Annotated in this window: 23 protein-coding genes, 1 tRNA gene and 1 pseudogene; 12 read left to right on the top strand and 13 right to left on the bottom strand. The window is 40.9% G+C overall.

Features of this window, described 5'->3' with window-relative positions:
- The first annotated feature begins 10 nt into the window (after nt 1-10).
- Genes Q0058_RS01045 through Q0058_RS01035 form a run of 3 tightly spaced genes read left to right on the top strand, consistent with a single transcriptional unit; the run spans nt 11 to nt 1250 of the window.
- Nucleotides 11-568: a hypothetical protein gene (locus Q0058_RS01045; protein ID WP_298220797.1), complete on the top strand. Its 558-nt coding sequence runs from the start codon at nt 11-13 to the stop codon at nt 566-568.
- A gap of 18 nt (nt 569-586) precedes the next feature.
- Entirely contained in the window at nt 587-931 is a 345-nt protein-coding gene (locus Q0058_RS01040) for a hypothetical protein (RefSeq protein ID WP_298220794.1), read from the top strand.
- Nucleotides 855-1250, top strand: a complete 396-nt coding sequence (locus tag Q0058_RS01035) for a DUF6808 domain-containing protein (protein ID WP_298220792.1) — start codon at nt 855-857, stop codon at nt 1248-1250. The genes Q0058_RS01040 and Q0058_RS01035 overlap by 77 nt, the downstream gene beginning before the upstream one ends.
- Nucleotides 1251-1313: 63 nt before the next feature.
- Here Q0058_RS01035 and Q0058_RS01030 read toward each other — a convergent pair whose 3' ends face one another.
- The 5 genes and pseudogenes from Q0058_RS01030 to Q0058_RS14510 form a co-directional block, all read right to left on the bottom strand.
- Nucleotides 1314-2480: a tyrosine-type recombinase/integrase gene (locus Q0058_RS01030; RefSeq protein WP_298220790.1), complete on the bottom strand. Its 1167-nt coding sequence runs from the start codon at nt 2478-2480 to the stop codon at nt 1314-1316.
- Between the two features lie 133 nt (nt 2481-2613).
- Nucleotides 2614-2698, bottom strand: a tRNA-Ser gene (locus Q0058_RS01025).
- A 223-nt stretch (nt 2699-2921) separates the two neighbouring features.
- Nucleotides 2922-3344, bottom strand: coding sequence for a hypothetical protein (locus Q0058_RS01020; RefSeq protein ID WP_298220788.1), 423 nt, complete (start codon nt 3342-3344; stop codon nt 2922-2924).
- Nucleotides 3345-3470: 126 nt separating this feature from the next.
- Nucleotides 3471-3863, bottom strand: a complete 393-nt coding sequence (locus tag Q0058_RS01015) for a hypothetical protein (RefSeq protein WP_298220786.1) — start codon at nt 3861-3863, stop codon at nt 3471-3473.
- Between the two features lie 15 nt (nt 3864-3878).
- Nucleotides 3879-4010, bottom strand: a pseudogene (locus Q0058_RS14510) (helix-turn-helix transcriptional regulator); the annotation flags it as partial.
- A gap of 223 nt (nt 4011-4233) precedes the next feature.
- Here Q0058_RS14510 and Q0058_RS01010 point away from each other — a divergent pair.
- The 5 genes from Q0058_RS01010 to Q0058_RS00990 all read left to right on the top strand — a co-directional run bounded on the left by Q0058_RS01010 (nt 4234) and on the right by Q0058_RS00990 (nt 6902).
- Entirely contained in the window at nt 4234-4554 is a 321-nt protein-coding gene (locus Q0058_RS01010; RefSeq protein ID WP_298220784.1) for a metalloregulator ArsR/SmtB family transcription factor, read from the top strand.
- Nucleotides 4551-5048 (top strand): SRPBCC domain-containing protein, encoded by a 498-nt coding sequence (locus tag Q0058_RS01005; RefSeq protein ID WP_298220783.1) that lies wholly within the window; start codon nt 4551-4553, stop codon nt 5046-5048. The genes Q0058_RS01010 and Q0058_RS01005 overlap by 4 nt, the downstream gene beginning before the upstream one ends.
- 598 nt (nt 5049-5646) lie before the next feature.
- A complete protein-coding gene (locus tag Q0058_RS01000; RefSeq protein ID WP_298220781.1) occupies nt 5647-6087 on the top strand; it encodes a DinB family protein in 441 nt (146 codons plus the stop codon).
- Between the two features lie 20 nt (nt 6088-6107).
- Nucleotides 6108-6500, top strand: a complete 393-nt coding sequence (locus tag Q0058_RS00995) for a DUF1801 domain-containing protein (protein WP_298220779.1) — start codon at nt 6108-6110, stop codon at nt 6498-6500.
- A gap of 102 nt (nt 6501-6602) precedes the next feature.
- Nucleotides 6603-6902, top strand: coding sequence for a DUF1905 domain-containing protein (locus tag Q0058_RS00990; protein ID WP_298220777.1), 300 nt, complete (start codon nt 6603-6605; stop codon nt 6900-6902).
- Nucleotides 6903-6923: 21 nt separating this feature from the next.
- Here the strand turns inward: Q0058_RS00990 and ribB are convergent, their stop codons facing one another.
- The 6 genes from ribB to tpx are packed head-to-tail and all read right to left on the bottom strand — an operon-like array spanning nt 6924 to nt 13537.
- Nucleotides 6924-8057 (bottom strand): 3,4-dihydroxy-2-butanone-4-phosphate synthase, encoded by a 1134-nt coding sequence (ribB, locus tag Q0058_RS00985; RefSeq protein ID WP_298220775.1) that lies wholly within the window; start codon nt 8055-8057, stop codon nt 6924-6926.
- A 9-nt stretch (nt 8058-8066) separates the two neighbouring features.
- Nucleotides 8067-9500: an LptF/LptG family permease gene (locus Q0058_RS00980; protein WP_298220772.1), complete on the bottom strand. Its 1434-nt coding sequence runs from the start codon at nt 9498-9500 to the stop codon at nt 8067-8069.
- Nucleotides 9501-9506: 6 nt separating this feature from the next.
- Nucleotides 9507-10148: an outer membrane lipoprotein carrier protein LolA gene (locus Q0058_RS00975; RefSeq protein ID WP_298220770.1), complete on the bottom strand. Its 642-nt coding sequence runs from the start codon at nt 10146-10148 to the stop codon at nt 9507-9509.
- Nucleotide 10149: 1 nt separating this feature from the next.
- Nucleotides 10150-12624 (bottom strand): DNA translocase FtsK, encoded by a 2475-nt coding sequence (locus Q0058_RS00970; RefSeq protein ID WP_298220768.1) that lies wholly within the window; start codon nt 12622-12624, stop codon nt 10150-10152.
- 30 nt (nt 12625-12654) lie between these two features.
- Entirely contained in the window at nt 12655-13029 is a 375-nt protein-coding gene (locus Q0058_RS00965; protein WP_298220766.1) for a diacylglycerol kinase family protein, read from the bottom strand.
- 10 nt (nt 13030-13039) lie between these two features.
- The gene (tpx, locus tag Q0058_RS00960) at nt 13040-13537 is read right to left on the bottom strand and encodes a thiol peroxidase (RefSeq protein WP_298220765.1); all 498 of its coding nucleotides are present in this window, start codon (nt 13535-13537) and stop codon (nt 13040-13042) included.
- Between the two features lie 216 nt (nt 13538-13753).
- Between tpx and Q0058_RS00955 the strand changes: the two genes are divergently transcribed.
- From Q0058_RS00955 to Q0058_RS00945, 3 genes are all read left to right on the top strand, one after another.
- On the top strand, nt 13754-15676 hold the full coding sequence (locus Q0058_RS00955; RefSeq protein ID WP_298220763.1) for a cytochrome c peroxidase: 1923 nt from the start codon (nt 13754-13756) through the stop codon (nt 15674-15676).
- Nucleotides 15660-16025: a hypothetical protein gene (locus tag Q0058_RS00950; protein WP_298220762.1), complete on the top strand. Its 366-nt coding sequence runs from the start codon at nt 15660-15662 to the stop codon at nt 16023-16025. The genes Q0058_RS00955 and Q0058_RS00950 overlap by 17 nt, the downstream gene beginning before the upstream one ends.
- A 140-nt stretch (nt 16026-16165) precedes the next feature.
- A complete protein-coding gene (locus Q0058_RS00945) occupies nt 16166-20329 on the top strand; it encodes a fibronectin type III domain-containing protein (RefSeq protein WP_298220760.1) in 4164 nt (1387 codons plus the stop codon).
- A 103-nt stretch (nt 20330-20432) separates the two neighbouring features.
- On the opposite strand, the gene Q0058_RS00940 is transcribed toward Q0058_RS00945, so the two are convergent.
- Both Q0058_RS00940 and Q0058_RS00935 read right to left on the bottom strand, forming a co-directional pair.
- Nucleotides 20433-20810 (bottom strand): hypothetical protein, encoded by a 378-nt coding sequence (locus tag Q0058_RS00940; RefSeq protein WP_298220758.1) that lies wholly within the window; start codon nt 20808-20810, stop codon nt 20433-20435.
- A 213-nt stretch (nt 20811-21023) separates the two neighbouring features.
- Nucleotides 21024-21146, bottom strand: coding sequence for a hypothetical protein (locus Q0058_RS00935; protein WP_298220756.1), 123 nt, complete (start codon nt 21144-21146; stop codon nt 21024-21026).
- Nucleotides 21147-21243: 97 nt separating this feature from the next.
- Between Q0058_RS00935 and Q0058_RS00930 the strand changes: the two genes are divergently transcribed.
- A complete protein-coding gene (locus Q0058_RS00930; RefSeq protein ID WP_298220754.1) occupies nt 21244-23025 on the top strand; it encodes a sulfatase-like hydrolase/transferase in 1782 nt (593 codons plus the stop codon).
- The last annotated feature ends 99 nt before the right edge of the window (nt 23026-23124 follow it).

Here is a 23124-nt window from a genome sequence, read left to right as displayed (position 1 = left end):
ATAAAGTACTATGGAAACACCAAAATCAAAACCAAAAATGCCTAGCGCACAACTTCATGAGTTGATTTCGCCATTTAATATAGACCGTATTAAATATCCAGTTCTTGTGATTGGAATTCGCGGATATTATAAAGACACTTTAGGGTTACCCGGCAAGAATGATATTGGAATTTACGATGATGCTATTTTCATCGATTCAAAAGAAGCTTCAGTTTCTTTTAATGCCAATACTGATCCATCTGTAAAACGCCCTGGAATTGCTACGCTTGTTGCAAATGCAGTTTATTTATATAAAATTGGCATGCATAATATGAAAGCACCATACAAAGCACTTCGTCAATTTGGGCGTGTGACAGTAATTCGTGCCGGCCAAAGTAAACCTGAAACTGATACTTCGGCAGCGCCGTTTTATATTGATATCCATAAAGGAGGATTCAACACTACTTCATCGCTTGGGTGTCAAACAATTCATCCTACACAATGGCCATCTTTTATTGCTCTTGTTGAAGGTGAAATGAAACGTAATAATCAAACAGTTATTCCTTATATTTTAATCGAGCAGTCGTAATAATTTAATTCGATTTTTATGGAAATTTCAACTAATGTCACTGATAAACTTCCAAGCTGGTTTAAAGCCATTTTGTTTGTTTTATTCTGCATCTTAATTATTGTGCTGCTCAGAATGTACTTCCAGAATATGGATGACAAAATGAATCAGGCCACAAATGACCATGCCAAAACAGGAAAAAAAATTGATACACTATCAGCGAAAATGCATGCTGATAATTCAAAGTTAAAAGCTTCGGCCGTCAGCTCGTCGAAACAAGCTACAACTCTAACCAAAAAAATACAACATGAAAAAAATATTTTTAGCAATCCTGGTACTGATTCCATTGCTAGGTATATCGCAGAGTACCGTTACTCCGAATAATAATCTTGATGTATATCAGGGTTTAATTAATGGCGATTATTGTAGAAAAACAGAACTTCCTAATTGCTTAAAAGTTGCCGCAGACCTCAATCAGATCATTCAGGATCAATCAAAAACAATTATTGAGCTATCTGATCAGCGAGACAAAGATCAGTGTGAATTGGAATCCTTACACAATCTGAAGGAAACGCAAGCTGTAAAAGTTGAGCATTTTGAGAATAAATCAAAACGTTTTGGGGTTGGGATATATGCTGGGTATGGTGCTGATTTAAAACCTAGCGTTGGGATTGGTGTTACTTATAATGTCTTTAGATTTTAAAATTAAATTGGGTGTTTAGTTGTTGGTTGAGTGCGCGGAAGTTGTTAGCCGCGCACTTTCTTTTTAAAATTCTGGTGAATTTTCTCTAATTTGTTTCCTGTATTGTTCTTTTACTACTTTAGCATAAGTTTCGGTCATTAATTTAGACTTGTGTCCGTAAAGTTCTCTTAAAACATCTAAATCCATTCCTGAAAGAATTTTGGCATCGGCTCCAGCATGTTTATTCGAATACATGCTAACGTTTATATTCAATCCGCTTTCACTTTTGATTAAACGATTCCAGCGCTTTGTTGCTGTATCTCTTTTTATTTTAGTCGGGCCAGGAATGAAATCTTTTTGCTGATCACGAAAACCGGTTCCGGGTTGCCTGAAGCTACCAAAAACATAATACTGTTTGGGGTATTTGTGCAAGTTCATTTTTTCAAAATATCTTAGTAAATGATTGTTGATCGGAATGATTCTGTCTTTTTTGGTTTTGGTAATGCTGCCTGGTAAAATGATTTCCTGAGTACGAATATTTATCATTTCGTTTTTGATATTCAATATTTCTTCTGGCCTCGCGCCGGTGTGGAAAATAGTGATTATAAAAACAAAAAATTCTGGGTGCTTGGTTTCTAAGAATTCCTTTATTATTTTGTGTTGTGCTGGTGTCGCTGGAGTATTGGCAATAGTTTCATCTACAGGCAATCGCTTAATTTTATGCGCAGGGTTATTGTTTAGGATATTCCATTCCAATAATTCACTAAGAATAGCTTTGAGTTGATTTAGGTGTTTATTATAAGCCTTGTTTGACCAATTTTGTTTTTCTTTTGCTTCTGCTAAAATTGATTTTATATGCTGTCTTTTAATTTTCTTAATAGGTGCGTCTTTATATTTCAATGATATTCCGGCCTTAATGATGAAACGGCCAGTACATGAATAATCCGCGAAAGATTTTGGTTTTAAAGATGATTTCTTTTTGAGTAACGCAAAGTTGATCGCGTCTTCGAATAAAACTTCGGGATCTTCTTTGGTTATGTTTGGAATATTAGGATTCCAATCATCTTTTAATTTTTGCCAAAGTGCATCGGCCAAAGCATTTGCTTCGCGTTCGCGTTCCTTTAAATCTTTGATGTAATTGATTCCTAATTTATACCGTTTAAGTTTATTATCGTATCTGAACCATACGAACCACGGTTTACTAGGGTCAGCTGGTTTACCGACCTTAGGTTTTGTGAAAATTGGTTTCATTTTAATTTGTTTAAAAATTAAAATGTTTGCGGGGACATTTGACCAACGTTAAGGAATTTTTGTTCCTTATTTGTTCACTATTTTTTTTAAAACTTTTGGAAACCCGCATATATACGGGCTTCCTGAGTTTCTGCGGAGAAAGAGGGATTCGAACCCCCGGACCTGTTACAGTCAACAGTTTTCAAGACTGCCGCAATCGACCACTCTGCCATTTCTCCAATAAGTCGTGCACCAATTGCTCAATGCGGTTGCAAATATAGCAACCTTTTTTGATTACAGAAATATTTTTTCGGGAAAAGTGATAGTTTTTTGACGCATGACAGTCAAGTGTTTCATTTTGTTAGCATTACAGCAATCGGCAAGGCTTAGAAACTGCCTGAATAAATCATGTCAAAAAAAAAGCGAGTTTAAAACTCGCTTTTCCTTACTAATCTTCCGGGCTTATGCCTGCGCCAGAAGTTCGGTTTTTCTCGCTTCAAGCGTACTGATAAAAGCATCCACCTCGGTAAGCTCCTGCAACACTCTGGCTAAATCCATTTCTTTTTCGAGTAAAGCTACCGTACCATAACTCTCTTTACGGGTTTCTAAAAGAAACTTTTTGTACTCGAGTCTTGTTTTCTTGTTGAGGGCATCATCTTTCGAAGGACCTTCGGGCAAAACCCCAATGATGGTCTCCGTAGCCGATAGTTCTGCAAGTACGCCTTGCAGTACGGCATCAAGCTCCTGAGAAGTCTCGGCGTATTTGGTGGTTAAACGTTCGTCTGAAAGGCGTTTGAAATTCAAATCCGCTTTTTCTTTCGCTGCCCAAGACAACAATACGTTGCAATCGGCTACCTGTGTCAGGTTTGTAATAGAATAGTTCATGATTAAAAAAATTAAATGATTAATAATGCAGCGGCATTTTCAAACAGCAGACCATTTTAGTTAAGTTTATTTGAATTTAATATCTATTTAACATTTTTTAGTAATTATACGTAATGACCAGCAGTGTTAATTGCGTATAATCCCTGAATCTTTACTTGCATTTCTGAGTTGCGATTGTAGCAACAGCTTTTCGAGTTCGAGCAATTCCAGTTTGTGTTGTAATTCCGCTACGGTATCTTTAACTCCGGCTTCTACTAATGTAGCTTTTCTCACTAGAGCATTAGGAAGCCCTGATACACTGCCTCTACCCGATTCGCGGCTTGCCAAAAATTCGGTGAGCAGCATTAACCTGTCCTGCGCCTGTTGCTTTTTAGTAGCTGCGGCGATTCTTCTTACGGTAAGCACTTTTTGGTATTCATTTTCCTTAAGCAGGCGCTCAATCCGCTCTGTTATGGCTTTTTGCTGAGCAGGATGCACAGGTCGTGAGGTCGTATCAGCGGATTGTATGTAAACTAGCATTTCAGCAAGCAACTGTTGGGCGTGGGGTGGCAGATCGCGCTTGCCGGTTTCAAACATGGCACACTGGCTGCGACTCACGCCGAGAAGCATCGCAAGGTCTTGCTGGGTAACCCCCAGTAAAGTCCGGATGGTATTTTCTTTTTTCATGGCTTGAAGGGTTGTGACATTTTTTTCGCAGACAAATATTTTGCCACAGTTTTTGTGACATTTTTTTTGAATGAAAAAATTTTGTCACAGATTTTGTTGCAAATTTTCTGGATTAATAAAATTTGCAACAGTCGGGGAAAAATAAATCCAAATAAATTTGCGCAATCAATTCATTGCATATATATTTGCAACCAATTCGTTGCGCAATAAATTATATATAAAAATGAGAAGAGATGTATTTCAGGCATTAGCCGACCCCACACGAAGAGCAATATTGCTTTTACTTGCCTCACAAGCCATGACCCCTAATGCCATTGCAGAAGAATTTCAAACCAGCAGACAGGCCGTTTCCAAGCATATTCAAATGCTTACGGAATGCGAACTGGTAAAGCAGGAACAACAAGGCAGGGAAATTTATTACTCCCTTGAAATTACAAAAATGCAAGAGATTGATCAATGGTTAGCCCAATTTAAAAAGATCTGGGAAAGCCGTTTTGATCAATTGGACAACGTATTATTAACCATCAAAAAAAATAAAAAATGAACAACAAGCTGCCGTTTGATTTTACCGTAGACAAAACGACAAAAACGGTCACTGTAAACCGGGTATTTGATGCCGAACTTGCTTTGGTTTGGGATGCCTTTACGAAACCGGAAATTCTTGACCAGTGGTGGGCACCTAAACCCTGGGTCTCCAAAACAAAACATATGAATTTTGAAGTGGGAGGTCGAAGATTTTACGCCATGGTAAGCCCTGAGGGGCAAGAGCATTGGTCCATTCAGAAATATACCTCTATCAGTCCGAAAACCAATTTCAAGTATTGGAGCGCTTTTGCTGATCAGGATGAAAACCCCAACTTGCCGGGGTCTGAATGGGATTTGAATTTCAGCGAAGAACATGGGGTAACGACGGTGGATATTGTTATTTACAATGAATCGCTTGAACGTATGGAGAAGATGATTGAAATGGGTTTCAAAGAAGGTTTCACCATGACATTAAATGCCTTGGTCATCTTAATCCAAAGCTTAAAAAAATAGTCCGATGAAGGCAACAACACTTTTAGCCAATAGCACCATTACGTTCGGTATCATAGCTGTTTTATGCCTTGCCACTTTACATTTTGTTAGTTCCGAAATGAAGCCTAGTTTTCGTATGGTCAGCGAATATGCACTTGGACATCACAAATGGTTAATAACATTGTTCTTTTCCGGTCTCTCCGGCCTCGCATAAAAACAGGCGTTAAAAAATTAAACTCAAAAGCGTTAAGAGCTAGGTTCAGTTTGTGCCGCAGGAGAAACCTTTAGGTTCACGAACACCATAGGCAAAAAACAATAACCGTGTGAGTAGTTGAGCTAGCTTAGCTTTTGAATTTATTTTTTAGCCTGTTTTTATGCAGCCTTGAATTTTTGCTTCTTTTAGCTCACTGGTTAATATTTTAGTGGAGTTCGCTGAACCTCCTCCGTCGGTTTGTTTCAAGACAAATCGTAGCGCCAGCGAAGATTAACCAAACTCCGCTTAGAATTATTATCAGTGCGGTAAAAGAAGAAACACCTGATGCAACACAATTGCATAACATTAAATTCATTAAAAAAATATTTTCTTATTTTCGTTTGATCCAAATTAAAAAAATAAAAAATGTTAGCACCAACCATACAACGTCTTGAATACTTAACAACCATCATTCCCGCGCTTCTTACCGAAATTGGAGCAGAAAACTTCTCGCTAAAAACCCAACCCGACAAATGGAGTAAAAAAGAAATCATCGGACACTTAATCGACAGCGCGACCAACAACCATCAAAGATTCATTCGCGGTCAGTTCGAGCCACTTCCTGAAATCAGTTATGATCAGAACAACTGGAATAAATTTAATGCCTATCAGCACATCGATGCGGCTCAAATCATAGCATTCTGGACTTCTTACAACAAGCATCTTATAGAGATCATCAAAAGAATTCCGTCGGAAAACTTGCTAAACGAAGTAAAAATCGGAGCCAATACTGTTACCCTGAAATTCATCATAGAGGATTATGTCGCCCATTTAGAACATCATTTGAAACAAGTAGTCGAATACTAAAAAAGCAATATTGAATTACCATGAACCCGGAAATTAAAAACTACAACAGCACCCAAAACAGCAGCGATCAGGACATTTGCGACCAACTCGCCACAATCATTGACAGCGAACTCCAAAAAGCGGAAAGCAAAATTTGGCATGCGCATCCGGTTTGGTTTTTAGACGGAAATCCTATCGTAGGCTACAGCAAACAAAAGCCCGGAATCCGGCTGATGTTCTGGAGTGGTGCCGATTTTAATGAAGACGGTCTCAATGGGAGAGGTCAAAAATTCAAAGATGCTTCTATATTTTATAATCATGCTGCGGAGATCAAACCGGAGGATTTAAAAAATTGGCTTAAGAAATCAATAGCCATTCAATGGGATTATAAAAACATCGTCAAAAGAAAAGGCATATTAGAAAGACTGACCTGAACAGGAACAACACAGCCCATCATCATGAGGGTTTCAACATTCCTGATGATGCCTACAAGCTCAATTGCGTTTACTCATAACAGCAAACACTTTTATCACATCATGAACGGTAAAATCAGACACAAATTTTCATCAACATCATGGCAACATAACGCCCCGGGCGGATGGTACTTTGTTTCAGTTCCGGAGGATATAGCCAAAGAAATACGGGAAAATTTGAAATGGCAGGAAGAAGGTTGGGGAAGATTAAAAGCGGCTGCCAAAATCGGCAATACCCACTGGGACACGGCAATCTGGTTCGACACCAAACGAAATACTTATTTACTGCCTCTGAAAGCCGACATCAGAAAAAAAGAAAATATTGAAATCGGCCTTAATGTAGCCGTAACGATTTGGGTTTAACAGGAATCCAATGATTCTGAATCAATAAGCCACATAGTCCGTAATCTCCAGACCATACCCTATCATCCCGACTCTTTTGGCGTGCTCGGCATTAGAAACCAAGCGTATTTTAGAAATATCGATATCATGCAAAATCTGCGCACCGATGCCAAAATCCTTGATATCCATCTTGATCTGCGGCGCTTTAAAAATGCCTCTGGATTGCAATTCTTTAAGCTCCGAAATGCGGTTCAGTAAATTGGAAGTCTGCATTTCCTGATTGATAAACAAAATCGCACCTTTGCCCTCGTCGTTCACCAGCTGAAACATATCATCGAGTTTCTTATCGGCATTGTTGGTCAGCGTTCCCAAAATATCATTATTGACTAAAGTCGAATTGATCCTCGTGAGGATCGGCTCGCCAATATTCCAGGTGCCTTTGGTCAGCGCAATATGAATTTGCTTGTTGGTCGTCTGCTGGTAAGCGCGCAATCTGAATTTCCCGAAACGCGTCTCGACATCGAAATCTTCTTTTTTGACAATCAGACTGTCGTGCTGCATGCGGTAAGCGACCAAATCTTCTATCGAAACGAGTTTGAGGTCAAACTTCTTAGCCACTTCGACGAGTTGTGGCAAACGCGCCATCGTGCCGTCTTCGTTCATGATTTCAACGATCACACCTGCCGATTTGAAACCGGCGAGTCTGGCAAAATCTATCGCAGCTTCGGTATGTCCTGTTCTTCTCAACACACCGCCTTGTTTGGCAATCAACGGAAATATATGCCCCGGTCGTGCCAATTCATAGGATTTAGTATTCGGATCGGTCAATGCCAACACCGTTTTTGCACGGTCAGAAGCCGAAATCCCTGTCGTGACGCCATTGCCTCTCAAATCCACAGAAACGGTAAAGGCAGTTTCCATCGGATCGGTATTGTTGCTTACCATCGCATGAAGTCCGAGTTCTTTGCAACGGTTTTCAGTTAATGGTACGCAAATCAATCCGCGTCCGTGGGTCGCCATAAAATTGATCATATCTGGTGTCACCAATTCTGCCGCAGCAAGAAAATCGCCCTCATTTTCCCGGTCTTCATCATCCACCACAATGATCACTTTGCCCTGACGAATATCTTCAATAGCTTCTTCAATGGTGTTTAGTTTTATTTTTTCAAGTTCCATGAATGACAATTAATTTTGAGATGGGAAAAGTTTTTTAAATAATTTTTGAAAAGGAGCCATAATCGAATCAATATTAATCAAGCCGATATCATTAGTAGCGCGATAAGTAAGCAAAATGGCTAAAGGCATCAATATGAAAGTCGATAGCCAGCATCCCAAAAATGGGGTAATTTCATTTTCCTGTGCCACTTTTTTACCAAAAGTGTTGACAAAGTGAAAGATGATAAAAATGGTCATGGCAAAAACAATCGGAAGCCCAAGACCTCCTTTCCTAATGATCGCGCCCAATGGTGCTCCGATAAAAAACATCAACAGACAGGCAATGGCAATGACAAACTTTTCATACAAGGCGATCCAGTGTTCGTTGATGGTTTCTATTTTAGAAAATAATTCGTTCTTATAACTTTCCACCGAAAAAGTGCTGCTAATGACATTGTTCGAAGCCATATTTAGGATTTTGGCGCGTTCCGACGAAGGAAAATTATCGAGTAATTTTGGCTTGAACACCTGGCTTGGATGGTTTTTGTCGTCACGCTTATTTGACATCATTCCCATTCTCAGATACGTATTGTCAGAAATCGAAATGATATCCTTGCGGTAATTGGCATTCAGCGAATCCAACGTATACAACAATTCACTGATATTAAGCATTTTGTCCGTGTCTTTAATCTGATCTTCATTTTGGTCGGTCGAATTCAGCTTGGACAAATCAATATTGATGATGTATTTTTTAAAACCACTTTTGGCAAAAGGAATCTTGTTGCGTTCCTCATATTTTTTGGGCACCAGATCTTCGTAATAATAACCGTCATTCAAAACGAGTTTAAGGATGTTGGAATTTTCATTGCTAACAAGTTCCCCGGTTTTGGCCTTAATCACATTTTTGCTGCCGTCATAGCTGTTGATCTTTTTGTGGATCGTAACACCGGTAAGGAAATTCCCGTTATAGCCCGACTTCTTTTCCACTTTGATGTTATACGCGCCCACGTCGCTGAATTGCCCTTCTGCAATAGCCATAGCGGGTTTCATCTGGGCGATGCTTTTCCTGAAATTGATAAACTTATATTCAGCATACGGAATCACATTGTTGGCAAAAAAGAAAGCGGCAAAACTTAGAAACACAATGAATACCGTCAAACCTCTCATGATTCTTTGCAGCGAAATACCGGCCGATTTCATAGCAGCAAATTCGTAGTTCTCCGCCAGATCGCCAAAAGTCATAATCGATGCGAGCAGCACCGACAAAGGCAACACCAAAGGCACAAGGCTTGGCATTTTAAACAACAGGAACTTCAGAATCATCATGAAATCAAGGTCGCGACCCGCCAATTCGGAGATGAAAAGCCAAACGGTCTGAAGGATAAAAATTAATAAGAGGATTACAAATACGGTCGCAAATGTAGTGATGAATGATTTTAGAATGTATCTGTCGAGAATCTTCACGTGCGGTTAATCTAGCTTATTGATGTAGTATTTTGGATATTTACCCGCCTCAAAGGTAAATTGATTTTTCGATAAAGGTTGGTTGGTTTTAAAAGAATTAACGGTCAAGGTGGTTTTCGTACCGTTTTTCCCAATCTCAATCAGGTTATAGATGTTTTTGGTCTGGGTGTCAATGCCTAAAAGAATTTCCTTTCTTTGGTCTTTACCACTCGTAGGCACCAATTTGACGTATTGGATCTGGCGCCCTTTCACATTTTGTTTGATGTCCCAGGTATATTTGTAACCGCTGTTGTAAAACGTCAGCATTTTGGAAGGCGTGATCGCATTGTCGTCTTTCTCATTGAGTTTTGAGATTGAAACTTCCTCATCTTCCGGATTGATCGTGTATATTTTTTTGCCGTCGAAAATCTTGGTCACGCCCATGAGGTTCAGCACATACATATTGCCTTTCATGGTCACATTGCCTTTACTTTCCTGATTGATGTTCTCTTTGACATTGTTCAGGGCATATTTGAAATCAATCACGACATTGTCGTAACTTTTGACTTTGGCAGTCACCTGGTCTAATAAATCTTTGGCTTTTTTGTCCTGGGCTTGTAGGCTGAAACCCATGAAAAGGAATAAAACAATTGAGGCAAGCGTTTTCATGCTATAGGTTATTTTGTTCATTGTTAAAAAATTGATCTAAGGCGCTGAGATCGGTAATATTCACATTTCGGGCTTTGCTTCCTTCAAAAGGGCCAACGATTCCGGCAGCTTCGAGTTGGTCAATCAACCTGCCTGCCCTGTTATACCCTAATTTTAATTTTCTTTGAAGTAAGGAAGCGGAACCTTGTTGTGCAGTTACGATGATCTCTGCGGCCTCCCGAAAGAGTGAATCCCTTTCAGAAATGTCGATATCAAGATTGATGCCACTTTCATCCCCTACAAACTCCGGAAGCAGATACGCTTCAGGATACGCTTTTTGTGAACCAATGAATTCCGTAATTTTTTCGACTTCAGGCGTATCGACGAAAGCACATTGCACACGCACGACGTCATTTCCGTTGGTATACAACATATCGCCTCGCCCGATGAGCTGATCAGCTCCTTGCGTATCGAGAATTGTCCTTGAATCAATTTTGGAAGTTACCCTGAAGGCAATCCTCGCGGGGAAATTCGCTTTGATAATCCCGGTAATGACATTCACAGAAGGCCTTTGTGTAGCAATAATCAAATGGATTCCGATGGCTCGGGCCAACTGCGCCAAACGTGCAATCGGGGTTTCCACTTCTTTTCCTGCGGTCATGATCAAATCGGCGAACTCATCAACCACCAAAACGATATAAGGTAAGAATCTGTGCCCATTTTCCGGATTCAGTTTTCTCGATTTGAATTTTTCGTTGTATTCCTTAATGTTGCGCACCATCGCATCTTTAAGCAACGAATAACGGTTGTCCATTTCTACGCAAAGCGAATTCAACGTGTTGATTACTTTAGTGTTATCGGTAATGATTGCATCGCCTGAATCCGGTAATTTCGCGAGGTAATGTCTTTCAATTTTATTGAACAAAGTCAACTCTACTTTCTTCGGATCGACCAAAACGAACTTCACTTCGGCCGGGTGTTTTTTATACAACAACGAAGTCAAGACCGCATTCAAACCAACCGATTTTCCTTGTCCGGTAGCTCCCGCCATCAACAAGTGCGGCATTTTCGCCAAATCGACCACAAAAGTTTCATTGGAAATGGTTTTCCCCAAAGCAATCGGCAATTCCATTTCAGCTTCCTGAAATTTTGCAGAACCGATGACGCTTTTCATCGAAACCATCGTCGGGTTTTTGTTCGGAACTTCAATACCAATCGTACCTTTTCCGGGAATCGGCGCGATGATACGGATGCCCAACGCAGAAAGCGATAACGCGATATCGTCCTCCAAACTTTTAATTTTTGAAATTCGGATTCCGGCTTCGGGAACAATTTCATAAAGGGTTACCGATGGGCCGACCGTCGCTTTAATTTGTGCAATCTCGATTTTGTAATTGCGCAGCGTTTCAACAATGTTGTTTTTATTTTCTTCCAATTCCGCCTGATTGATGGTAATGCCGCCACCGGAATATTCTTTTAAAAGGTCAAGCGTCGGGAATTTATAATTCGACAATTCCAAAGTTGGGTCGAACAAACCGAAATCGGCAACAAGACGTGCGGCAAGATTTTCATCTAAAGTAGCTTCTTCGGGTGCTTTTTCAATGACGAACGATTCGTCATCTGTGGCAATGATTTCCTTAACGGGTTCGGCTTTTGATTCTGGTTTTTGCGGAACCATTTCAAGCGTCGGTTGCGGCTTTATGGACGGTTCGAGCACAATTTCAGAAGGATGATCTATTGTAGGTTTTAAGGCTTCTTTGTTGATTTCAAATTGAGAAACAGGCTTCAAGGTCGGTTCTTCAATATCGTCCTCTTCTTCTTTGACGGCAAACTCTTCAAGGTTGTAAGTGCTTTCAGAAACTGGCACCTGCAATGAGGCTAAATCGTCGTCCAGCTCTTTTTTATTGCGTTCAAAAAACGATTTGACGGTATCGGGAGAAATCTTGATTTTGAATATCAGATAAATGATAATGCCAAAAATCAAAACCAATAATGTTCCGATTCTGCCGATGTAATCCTGAGAAAACAAATTCATTTCATAACCAATCGTTCCGCCGAGTTCGGGCAATGAATTGGCGAAAAAACCGAATAAAACTGAAATCAGTACAATGGCGAACAAATCCCAAAACCAGATGTTTTTGAGTTTTTTCAGCGGAATATCGAGTGCGAGAAAAGCGCCCGTAAGGAAAAACAATTTGACGAAAAGAAATGAAGCCGCACCAAAACCTCTGTAAATGAAGAAATCAGAAAGTATAGCACCAAATTTACCAAGCCAGTTTCTAGACTTTTCAGCGCGATCCGCCCACAGCCCAATGGTACTTTGATCTTCGTGTCCGTATACGAAAAACGAAACAAAAGCCACAAACAAAGCAATCGAAAATAAGACAAACACACTACCAATCAGGAGTTTGTGCTGTCGGGTGATGCGCCAGGACTTTTTAACCTCGGGCTGCCCATCCTGCTTTTTGTCTTCGGTTTTCTTTACTGTTTTGGCCATGCTTTTTGCGGTGCTTTCATTAAAAGTAAACTATAGAAATTTCGGAATGTAGATCATCAAAATCACTGCAATCGCGGTCATCGCTGCAAAAAACACAGCGCCAGCCGCAATATCCTTGATGAATCCGATTTTTTCGTGGAAATTCGGATGGATGAAATCAGCGATTTTTTCTACGGCGGTGTTCAATCCTTCAACGCTCAAAACCAATCCGATGACTAAAGTCTGAACCATCCATTCGGTCATTGAAATATTAAAATAAAACCCAGCAATGATGAGTAAAACGCCTAGTGAAGATTGCACCATCACGCTATGTTCTGTAGTAATCAATTTAATCGCACCTTTCAATGCGAATCCCATGCTTTTTAATCTTCCTGTAAAAAAGGTATTGTCTTTTTGAAACTCCATGCGTGTAATATTAAAGTGCCGCCAATGCGTTTTCGTAATTGGGTTCGTCGGCGATTTCAGCCACCTGCTCAGTATAAACGACTGTTCCGTTTTCATCGAGCACCATGACCACTCTGGAATGCAAACCGTTGAGCGCGCCATCAATCATTTCAAGACCGTAATCTTTACCAAAACTTCCGGTTTTAAAATCCGATAAATTCATCACATTCTCGATGCCTTCAGCGCCGCAGAAACGTTTTTGTGCAAACGGCAAATCGCGCGAAATGCAAAGCACTTTGGTGTTTTGAAGTTGGCTCGCTTTTTCATTAAATTTTCTGACTGAAGTAGCGCAGGTTCCTGTATCGATACTTGGGAAAATATTCAGCACCAACCGACTTCCCGAAAAATCGGCTAAACGCACCGTGGATAAATCATTTTTGACTAATGCGAAATCGGGTGCTTTGGTGCCTGTTTTTGGCAATTCCCCTGAAGTGTGTATCGGATTTCCTCCTAATGTTATTGTTGACATGGCTTATTTTTAAGGCTCAAAAGTATGAAAATTATTTGAGATTCGGTTTTAGAAATTGCATCTTAAAATTTAAAGTCGTGCCATCAATTTGAAGCCTGATGGAAGTAAATTCTGTTAAAGGTTTTTCCGCAACGGCAAAGTGACTATTTTTGTCGAAAATTTTTACATTACTTTGTGTTTCAATTGCCCTGAAATGCAAAAGCGCAGCAGACTTACATGACCAAAAAGATTATTATAACATTCGTTGCAGTATTGGGGATCGTTTCTTTTTATTCGTTCAGAAATGAAGAAGTTTCGCCTTACCAAACATTGTATTCCCAAAACCTGTCCGCCAGCCTTCTGCAACAAAAAGAATTGTTTCATTTGATTGAAAGTGTAAAAGTTTTAGACAGCGCTTCTAAAAAAACCATCGCAAGCCAAATCAGTAAAAACAGAATACAGCTCAAAAAAATCGATTTCTGGCTGCGGTATTTCGAACCCAACGTTTATAAGAAAATCAACGGCCCGTTGCCCGTAGAATGGGAAACTGAAGTTTTTGAGAAATTTGAAAAACCCTACAAAAGAGAAGGCGCCGGATTGACTGTGGCTGAGATTTACATGAACGGAAATGATGTTGAGAAAAATATTTTGCTTGATGATGTCCGGATTTCAATCAACGCTATAGAAACTTACAAAGCCGAAGCCATCACCAATAATTTGAAAAGCGCCGACGTTTTTTATCTTTGTAACCGATTGTATTTGTTGAATTTAGCAACTATTTATTCGACTGGATTTGAATGTCCGAATACTGAAAATATCATTCCTGAATTGCAGCAAATGTTATCCGATGTGAATGAAATTTACGCTGTCTACAACTTATCTTTCCCTGAAAAAAAACTGCCGAACGATTATCTGAAGTTGTATCATCAAGCCATTGATTTTGTCAAAAAACAACCAAAAGATTACACAAAATTTGATCATTTTACTTTCATTAAAGATTATGTCAATCCGTTGTTCAGGCTGAATCAACAATACCTTACAACCTATCAGGTCTTGTCCAAAAGCAATATGGATTATACCCTGAACGATCACGCAAACTCTATTTTTGATAAGTCATTATTTTATGCGCAAAACCAAAACGGCATTTATTATAAGATTAAAGACACTTTGGTATTGAAAGAAATTGACAGCATCGGGAAACTGCTTTTCTACGATCCAATCCTCTCGGGCAACAACCAAAGAAGTTGCGTTTCGTGCCACAAATCAGAGGATTATTTTACCGATACTTCTGTTAGAACTGCTCTGCAATTCAACGGAAAAGAGGCATTAACGAGAAATACGCCGAGCCTGTTAAACGTGCCATACAATCACCTGATTATGCTCGATGGCAAGCTGCTGACTTTGCAGGAACAAGCCAAAACAGTGGTTACGAACCCAATCGAAATGGGCAGTAATGAAGAGGAAATGCTCCAAAAAGTACTGAGTTGCCCGACTTATAAAAAGGCTTTTAAAAAGTTCGCGAAATGCACACCGGTCGAAAATAAAATTTCGCTGAACCACATCTATTCCGCACTCACCACTTATTACAGCAAATACAGCCAATACTATGCGCCTCTTGATGAAGCGATGAACAAGAACAAGCCTTTGAAAGAAGACGAGATCAAAGGTTTCAACCTGTTTATGGGCAAAGCGCAATGTGCGACCTGTCATTTTTTGCCGACTTTTAGTGGCATCAAACCGCCTTATATCGGGAATGAATTTGAAGTCATCGGCGTGCCGTCAGACACTACTTTTGCTTCGCTTGATAGCGATAAAGGCCGTTACGAAATCAATCCTGCGACAGAAACCATGAATGCGTTCCGTACGACCACAATCCGGAACTCCGAAAAGACAAAACCTTACATGCACAACGGTGTTTTTAAGACTTTAGAGGAAGTGATTAATTTCTACAATCGCGGCGCGGGTTCAGGACATAAACTCGTGGTTCCAAATCAGACTGCGACAGCAGATTCGTTGCATCTTTCCTTGATAGAGAAAAAACAACTGATCCGTTTCATCAAATCGCTCAATGAAAACATCCGTTTTGAAAAACCGCCATTACATTTACCACAATCAAAAATCAACGCTTTAAATACGAGACAAGTTGGAGGAAAATACTAAATACATCAAAACCGGGCTGTTCATTTTCATGCTCGGACTTCTGATTACAGCCTGCGCCACGCAAAAGAAAGCGCAATATGACATGCCACCCGGATTGCAGGAAAAGAACCAAAAACAGTTCATACAGTTCTTTACCGAAGGCGAAGCGTATTATGCCGTGAGTTGTGCCGAATGTCATAATAAAAAAGTGAATCATAAAGTGGTTTTGCCACAATTCACTCCCGAGCAACTCGAACTCTACATCGTCCGGGTCAAAAATCCAGAGCATACCAAACGATTGACTACAAAAGACGTTTCGGACGAGGAGTTGCAAAAAATCATGTTTTTCCTCAAATACAAAAAGAAATAGAAAGCAATCCTTACGTTTATTGACCTTTAACGAGTATTTTTGGCGTTCATCGAAGTTTGTTTTTAATTCCTTCATTCTACTTTTACTTTGCACGAGCAAAGTTGGCAAATAGCCATATTTAGTGTTTTTTATAAGTCAAAATGAAGAAAACCTACTTCTTATTTTTCGTTTTTTTGTACGCCGTTTCGATCGGGCAAAACCTATCCGTTTTTCCGCAGGGAAGTGCTTGGAAATATTTAAATGACCAGAATGATCTCGGAACATCCTGGAGAACTATAGGCTTTAACGACAGTGCCTGGAGCATCTCAGCAGGCGAAATCGGTTATGGCGATGGCGATGAGATGACGATCATCAATCCGCCTACAGGCACCAATAAACACCACACCATTTATTTTAGAAAAACATTTACCGTAACCAATCCGACTGCTTATCAGTGGTATGCGTTGGGTTTGCTTCGTGATGATGGTGCCGTGGTTTATCTGAATGGAAAAGAAGTCGCCCGAAGCAATATGAGTAACAACGATATGGCCTACTCTAATCTGGCTGCTTCCGAAGTAAAGGATGGCGCTGAGGCTACTTTTTACGGATTCAATATCAGTCCGTCTTTATTTGTGGAAGGCGAAAACGTGCTGGCGGTTGAGCTCCATCAGGCGCAAATTGATGATCCTGATTTGAGTTTTAATGCAAAACTGGATGCCGTTCCTTATCCGGATTGTGTCACTCCCAAAGTGACCGTGTCATCGACGACTACAACCTCAGCGTTGCTTTCATGGACTTCAGTTTCAGGAGCTTCATCTTACACCCTTCGCTACCGACGCGCTTTGACCGGTATCTGGACCATGGCGACAACTTCAAATACAACCTTCAATATTACCGGTGTATCGCCAGCCACAAATTATGAATTTGACGTTCAGGCAATTTGTGCTTCACCAAGTGATTATAGTGTTTTAGACCATTTTACGACGCTGACCGCCTATTGTAACACTCCAACCTCACTTCTGGCTAACAATATTACGGCAGCAACAGCTACGATTTCATGGGCAGCTGTGGAAGGTGCTTCAACATACAACATCCGATACCGACGCATCGGCACCAACGAATGGACCACGGCTACAGCCGATTCCAATACAAAACTCATTTCAGGCTTGTTGGAAAACAGCAGTTATGAAGTTCAGGTGCAGGCTTCTTGTGTCATTACAAGTGCTTTCAGCGCCTCGGAAAATTTCACGACGCTAACTTCTGGAACCGCTTATATTATCCCGGCAAACGGAACTTGGAAATACCTCGACAACGGAACAAATCAAGACACAGCTTGGAGAAATACAAATTTTAATGACAACGCATGGTCTAGTGGCAATGGCAAATTCGGTTATGGCGAAGGCGATGAAACCACTATCATCAATTATGGAAACAACCCCCAGAACAAATATGTGACGACTTATTTCAGAAAATCGTTTTCCGTGAGCAATCCTTTGGCTTATGCTTCGATGTTGTTTGAAGTCATGCGCGATGATGGTGTGGTCGTATACCTCAACGGAACGGAAATCTTCCGCAACAATCTGCCAACAGGCACGATTAACTATAACACTTATGCTATTGTTTCTGTAGGAGGCACCGATGAATCCGCTTGGTATAGCGTTCCAATTGATACCGCCACACTGCTGACCGGAAATAATGTCATCGCGGTTGAAATTCACCAACAGTCTTTGGCCAGTTCAGATTTAACTTTTAACGGCCGTCTGTCCTCGACCATTCCTGCATCCTGCGGCACGCCCGATGCTTTAATAGCTACTGATATCGCTTCTGCTACAGCTACTTTGAACTGGCAAGCGGTTATTGGGGCGTCAAGCTACAATGTGCAATATCGATTGTCTGGCGCTGAAGAATGGACTACAACAACGACAACAGCAGCTTCAAAAGTAGTAACAGGACTAATATCGGAAAGCGCTTACGAATTTCAGGTTCAGGCAGTCTGCACTATTGCCGGTGCTTACAGTCTGAAAGCCAATTTTTCTACCGTCGGATTGAGTTGTGGTATTCCAAGAGGGTTGAACGTTCCACAGGTTACCGGAACCACTGCAAAACTTCAATGGCAGTCCGTGCCGAATGCCGTAAGCTACGACATTCGTTACCGTCAAATTGATACGGAAGATTGGAACACAGCCGAAACTACTGCGACCTCAATTTCAGTGAACGCACTAACACCACAAATTGCATACGAGTTCAAAGTTCAGGCGGTTTGTACGATACCAAGCGGTTATAGTGAAACCTATAATTTCATTACCACAACCGCCAACTGCACGATACCAACAGGGCTCAATATAATTTCTAATAGTTCCTCAACGGTTTATCTGAACTGGGACGCCGTTACCGATGCCTCAACTTATAATGTACAATACCAATTGTCCGGAACCAATGCCTGGGTGACCATAACCTCATCGACCAACTCCAAAGTAATTTCGGGTTTGAATCCGTCAACGCATTACGAATTTCGCGTGGAGGCGGTTTGTCCGTTTAACAGCGGGTACGGTCCGGTAGTTCACTTTACGACTTATCCTTCGGGAACCGATACTTTTGTGGCAGCCAACAGTTCCTGGAAATATTTAGACAACGGAAGCAATCAGGGAACCGCCTGGCGTAGCAATACCTTCAATGACGCTTCATGGTCGACAGGAAATGCCGAATTCGGTTATGGCGATGGCGATGAAGCTACGATTATTAATTACGGTACTGACCGTGAACGTAAATACCTAACTACCTATTTTAGAAAAAACTTTACGGTCATCAATCCTGCCGCTTATACTGAACTTACTTTAGGAGTTGTCTTTGATGATGGTGTAGTGGTATACTTAAACGGAAATGAAGTGTATCGGGCGAACATGCCTGCCGGAAACATCAACTATAATACACCGGCAAACGCAACGGCTAATGGCACAGAAGAATCGGCATGGCATACGATTGCTTTGAATTCATCACTTTTTTCAACGGGTACTAACGTATTGACTGCGGAAGTGCATCAGGTGGCCTATGACAGTTCGGATCTGAGCTTCAATGCGCGCTTGGTGGCTCCGAGTGGAACACCTTCCATTTCCGTGACGCGTGGTGCTTACCTGCAGAAACTTAATTCCAACGGCGTTACGATTCGTTGGCGAACAGATCTTGCCTGCACCAGCAATGTCAAATACGGAACCAGCGTGGCTTACGGAAGTAATATTTCGGATGACAGCCTAACCACCGAACATGAAATTACCCTGACAGGGCTCACACCGGGAACTAAATATTACTATTCCATCGGAAGTATTACGGAGAGTTTTCAGGGCGATCTCAAAAACAATTTCATCACGGCGCCGGTTACGGGCAGCACTGCTCCTGTTCGTATTTGGGCGATCGGCGATTTCGGAAACGGCACCAACAACCAGTTGAATGTGCGCAATTCCTATGTGAATTACACAGGATCGACACCAACCAATTTATGGATTTGGCTCGGTGATGACGCCTACTCTACCGGTCAGGATGCAGAATTTCAAAGCCGTGTATTCAATCAGTATCCGGAGCAGTTCAAAAGTATGCCGTTGTTCCCTACTTTGGGGAATCACGATTATGCCGATGTTGGTTATCTCAGTGCTTCTGCATTGGGCACCAATTTTCCTTATTTCGCGAATTTTTCTTTACCGGAAAATGGGGAATGCGGTGGCGTACCTTCGAATTCCCCTAAATATTATTCGTACAATTATGCGAACATTCATTTCATCTCGATTGACACTTATGGTTGTCCGAGCACTGAAGGAAGTCCGTTGAGAAATTGGCTGGAAAGCGATCTGGCGGCCAACACCCAACGCTGGACAATCGTTTACCTGCATTATCCGCCTTACACCATGGGAACCCACAACAGCGACACCGAATTGGAACTCAAGCACGTGCGTCAGAATATCGCGCCGTTATTGGAAAGCTATAAAACCGATCTGGTACTTGCCGGGCACTCGCACGTGAATGAGAGAAGTTATATGATGAAAGGCCATTATGATATTTCCACTACGTTTGCCGAAAGCATGAAAGTGAGTCCGCAGACCAACAATTTCGTAAAAACTGCGCCTTATGACGGAACCGTTTACGCTGTTTGCGGAACTTCCGGACAGAATCCTGAAGTGGTAAATCAACCCGGTTTTCCTATGCCGGCGATGTATTTCAACAACAACACCAACAATTGCTCTTTGGTGATTGATGTCAATGGCGATTTCTTGTCTTGCAAATATCTTACTTCTACTGGTGTAATTGCCGATGAATTTACGATTACCAAGAATTAAATTCCTGATAAAAATAAAACCACGGATTCAAGAATATTTAGTTCTTAAATCCGTGGTTTTTGTTTTGGCAATGGATCAATAAACCCCTTTTTCCCCAAGTTGTTTAACTCATTTCGATGCCGTTCTTTTCTAATAATTCGATTAAATAACTGCTATGGTTCGGATCGTATTGTTCGATGCCGCTTTGGTACCATTGCAGAATGATGTGCAGTTGGAACGAAGTATAATCTTCCGTGTCGATGCTTAAACCCAACATGCCGGCGAGCAGAAAATCTTCGAGAATTTTGGTATTCACGATACGTTTGGGCACGCCGTTGCGCAGCGAACCGTTCATGCTCTCAAATTCGAGTCGGCCCAGATTAAATCCTGTGGTAAAAGCGTCATTGTCTCTTTTGGTGTTGATGCGAATCTTCGGATTCAGACCGTTGGAATATCCTTCAAAATAATCCAAACGGTAAATCGGGCTGTGGATATTTTTCATATAAATAGGTTGACGCATTTGTAAATCATACCCAAACTTAAAAACTAAATTCCAATAACGATTTTAAAATCGTTGAAATGGAAAAATACTCTTCAAATCACAATTGCAGTGACGTTTATCGGTGAAATATGTTCTAAAAAGATAAGGTTAAAAAACCGTTATTATTTCATGAGCCAATGACAACTTCTTTTTTATATCTTCGCTTCTCTTTATTTAAATAAACCTTTCGGTGATATTGAAGCAATACAAATCATACATCAGATAAGCAATGAACAACAAATGGGAAAAATTTCTGAAAGAACTGGCTAACCTTGGCTTCTTTTGGTTTTTTGGCATCTTGTTTTTTTTGGTATTCCGGATCGCTTTTATCTGTATTTACCATAAACAGTTAACCGAGCCAGTAGCCGCGAATGAATTCGCAAAAACCTTGCTGATGGGTTTTCGTTTCGATTGCACTGCCGTTTCTTATTTCCTGATATTGCCTTTCCTATTGTTATTGTCGCTTTCGTATTTCGATCGGTTCAAAGTCATCCAATGGGTTCGTATCGTATGCCAGTATTTGTTTGTGATATTCTCGACAATCATTTGCATCGTGACCATCAATTATTTTGCGGAATACCACAACCAGTTCAACAACTTTTTGTTTTTGGGTTTGTATGACGATCAGAAAGCGGTATTCAATACGATCCTTGAGGATTTCCATCCGTGGTGGAATCTGATTGCGATCATACTGTCGATTGTAATTGGTATTTTCATTTTACGCTATTTCGAAAACAAAGACTTCATTTACAAGCAACTTTCGAAGCTACATTTCAAAGGAAATAAAATGATTACCGTTGTTGTTGCCTTGATTTTATTTGTTTTCAGCATCCGCGGTTCGGTAAACGATGTTCCGGCTTTGAGGAAATGGGCCGGTGTTTCTAGCGATCCGTTTCTGAATAAAACCATCATCAATCCTTACCGCTCCTTAATATATGCGTCCGAAGATTTTAATGAAATCAATATCCTCGATGGCAAAAATCCGTATTTGAGTGACAACGAATTCCACGAGATTTTTTCCAAACCGGCTGTGAGCGATTATTTAAAAAAGACTGCCCAAGGCGCTATGATCGAAAAACCAAAACAAATCTTTCTGGTCATCATGGAAAGTTACGATTCGTGGCCGCTGATGGACAAATACGCTCCGTTTAAATTCTCCACCCAACTCAGCGCGCTTAAAAACAACGGCACGCATTTCAATTATTTTCTGCCGGCTGCCGATGCGACTTTCGATTCGTTTGGCGGTATCGTGACGAATGTTCCTTATATGGGCGTCAACATCAGTAAAATTGGGGAACTCCATGAGCCGTTTGTCACTTCAATCTTTTCTCAATTTAAGAAACTTGGCTACCAGACCAATTTGTTTTATGGCGGATTTTCGAGCTGGCAAAATATCGCTGATTTTTCGAGATATCAGGGTGTCGATCGTTTTTTCTCGGCTACCGATGCAGGAGGCAACAGCGATTCCGGAACCTGGGGCGTTGAGGATGAAAAACTCTTCGATCTTGTCGTAGCCAAAACCGATACGACGAAATATTCGCTGAACATTATATTGACTTCAAGTTACCACGCGCCTTACACCGTGGATGTTTACAAAAAAGGATTTCCATACCACAGTGCGAAAGATTTCCCTGAAGCAATGAAAAAATACTACGATGGAAGCATGACGATGGAAGAACTCGGGCATTTGTGGTACAGCGATTACGCGATCGGAAAGTTTATGGAGAAAGCCACTAAAAAATATCCGACAGCCATTTATTCTTTTACAGGTGATCATTTCGGAAGAAAGTTCCCCAACAGCAGGCCAAATCTGTATGAAAGAAGTTCTGTTGGTTTGATCATGTACGGTAAAAACATTCCGAAATCCTACAACCAGACACCGGGCTCGCATATCGATATCATGCCGACATTAATTGAAATGATTGCGCCCAAAGGTTTCGAATATTACAGTTTCGGAACTTCGATGTATGCGCCACAGAAAGCGATGAGCATTTCGTACAACAAAATCGTTACAAAAGACCAATTGTATTACCTGCCTAAAGAAGCTCAAGTCGAAAAAATCGAACTGGCCACGATGAAAGCATCGCAAACCAGCAACACCCCTTTGTTAACGGACTACAACAAACAGATGGGATTGGCCTGGTACTACACGATGAAAGGCAATAAGATTCGGTAAACGGCGCCGTTATTGACTATTACTCTAAATCAACGAGTTTTATTGGACTTCGTCGGAGTTCTTTCGCACCCTTATATTTCTTCTCGAACTTTGTTTGCT

Origin of the sequence: Flavobacterium sp. (assembly GCF_027484705.1) — a bacterium.
In the GTDB taxonomy this organism is placed as follows: Bacteria; Bacteroidota; Bacteroidia; order Flavobacteriales; family Flavobacteriaceae; genus Flavobacterium.
This window is presented reverse-complemented; position numbering and strand designations above follow the sequence as displayed.

Excerpts from the sequence above, each read along its gene's own strand:
- Q0058_RS01045 (WP_298220797.1), top strand. The coding sequence starts at position 11 with ATGGAAACACCAAAATCAAAACCAAAAATGCCTAGCGCACAACTTCAT.
- Q0058_RS01040 (WP_298220794.1), top strand. The coding sequence starts at position 587 with ATGGAAATTTCAACTAATGTCACTGATAAACTTCCAAGCTGGTTTAAA.
- Q0058_RS01035 (WP_298220792.1), top strand. The coding sequence starts at position 855 with ATGAAAAAAATATTTTTAGCAATCCTGGTACTGATTCCATTGCTAGGT.
- Q0058_RS01030 (WP_298220790.1), bottom strand. The coding sequence starts at position 2,480 with ATGAAACCAATTTTCACAAAACCTAAGGTCGGTAAACCAGCTGACCCT.
- Q0058_RS01020 (WP_298220788.1), bottom strand. The coding sequence starts at position 3,344 with ATGAACTATTCTATTACAAACCTGACACAGGTAGCCGATTGCAACGTA.
- Q0058_RS01015 (WP_298220786.1), bottom strand. The coding sequence starts at position 3,863 with ATGCTAGTTTACATACAATCCGCTGATACGACCTCACGACCTGTGCAT.
- Q0058_RS01010 (WP_298220784.1), top strand. The coding sequence starts at position 4,234 with ATGAGAAGAGATGTATTTCAGGCATTAGCCGACCCCACACGAAGAGCA.
- Q0058_RS01005 (WP_298220783.1), top strand. The coding sequence starts at position 4,551 with ATGAACAACAAGCTGCCGTTTGATTTTACCGTAGACAAAACGACAAAA.
- Q0058_RS01000 (WP_298220781.1), top strand. The coding sequence starts at position 5,647 with ATGTTAGCACCAACCATACAACGTCTTGAATACTTAACAACCATCATT.
- Q0058_RS00995 (WP_298220779.1), top strand. The coding sequence starts at position 6,108 with ATGAACCCGGAAATTAAAAACTACAACAGCACCCAAAACAGCAGCGAT.
- Q0058_RS00990 (WP_298220777.1), top strand. The coding sequence starts at position 6,603 with ATGAACGGTAAAATCAGACACAAATTTTCATCAACATCATGGCAACAT.
- ribB (WP_298220775.1), bottom strand. The coding sequence starts at position 8,057 with ATGGAACTTGAAAAAATAAAACTAAACACCATTGAAGAAGCTATTGAA.
- Q0058_RS00975 (WP_298220770.1), bottom strand. The coding sequence starts at position 10,148 with ATGAAAACGCTTGCCTCAATTGTTTTATTCCTTTTCATGGGTTTCAGC.
- Q0058_RS00970 (WP_298220768.1), bottom strand. The coding sequence starts at position 12,624 with ATGGCCAAAACAGTAAAGAAAACCGAAGACAAAAAGCAGGATGGGCAG.
- Q0058_RS00965 (WP_298220766.1), bottom strand. The coding sequence starts at position 13,029 with ATGGAGTTTCAAAAAGACAATACCTTTTTTACAGGAAGATTAAAAAGC.
- tpx (WP_298220765.1), bottom strand. The coding sequence starts at position 13,537 with ATGTCAACAATAACATTAGGAGGAAATCCGATACACACTTCAGGGGAA.
- Q0058_RS00955 (WP_298220763.1), top strand. The coding sequence starts at position 13,754 with ATGACCAAAAAGATTATTATAACATTCGTTGCAGTATTGGGGATCGTT.
- Q0058_RS00945 (WP_298220760.1), top strand. The coding sequence starts at position 16,166 with ATGAAGAAAACCTACTTCTTATTTTTCGTTTTTTTGTACGCCGTTTCG.
- Q0058_RS00940 (WP_298220758.1), bottom strand. The coding sequence starts at position 20,810 with ATGAAAAATATCCACAGCCCGATTTACCGTTTGGATTATTTTGAAGGA.
- Q0058_RS00935 (WP_298220756.1), bottom strand. The coding sequence starts at position 21,146 with ATGCCAAAAAACCAAAAGAAGCCAAGGTTAGCCAGTTCTTTCAGAAAT.
- Q0058_RS00930 (WP_298220754.1), top strand. The coding sequence starts at position 21,244 with ATGGGTTTTCGTTTCGATTGCACTGCCGTTTCTTATTTCCTGATATTG.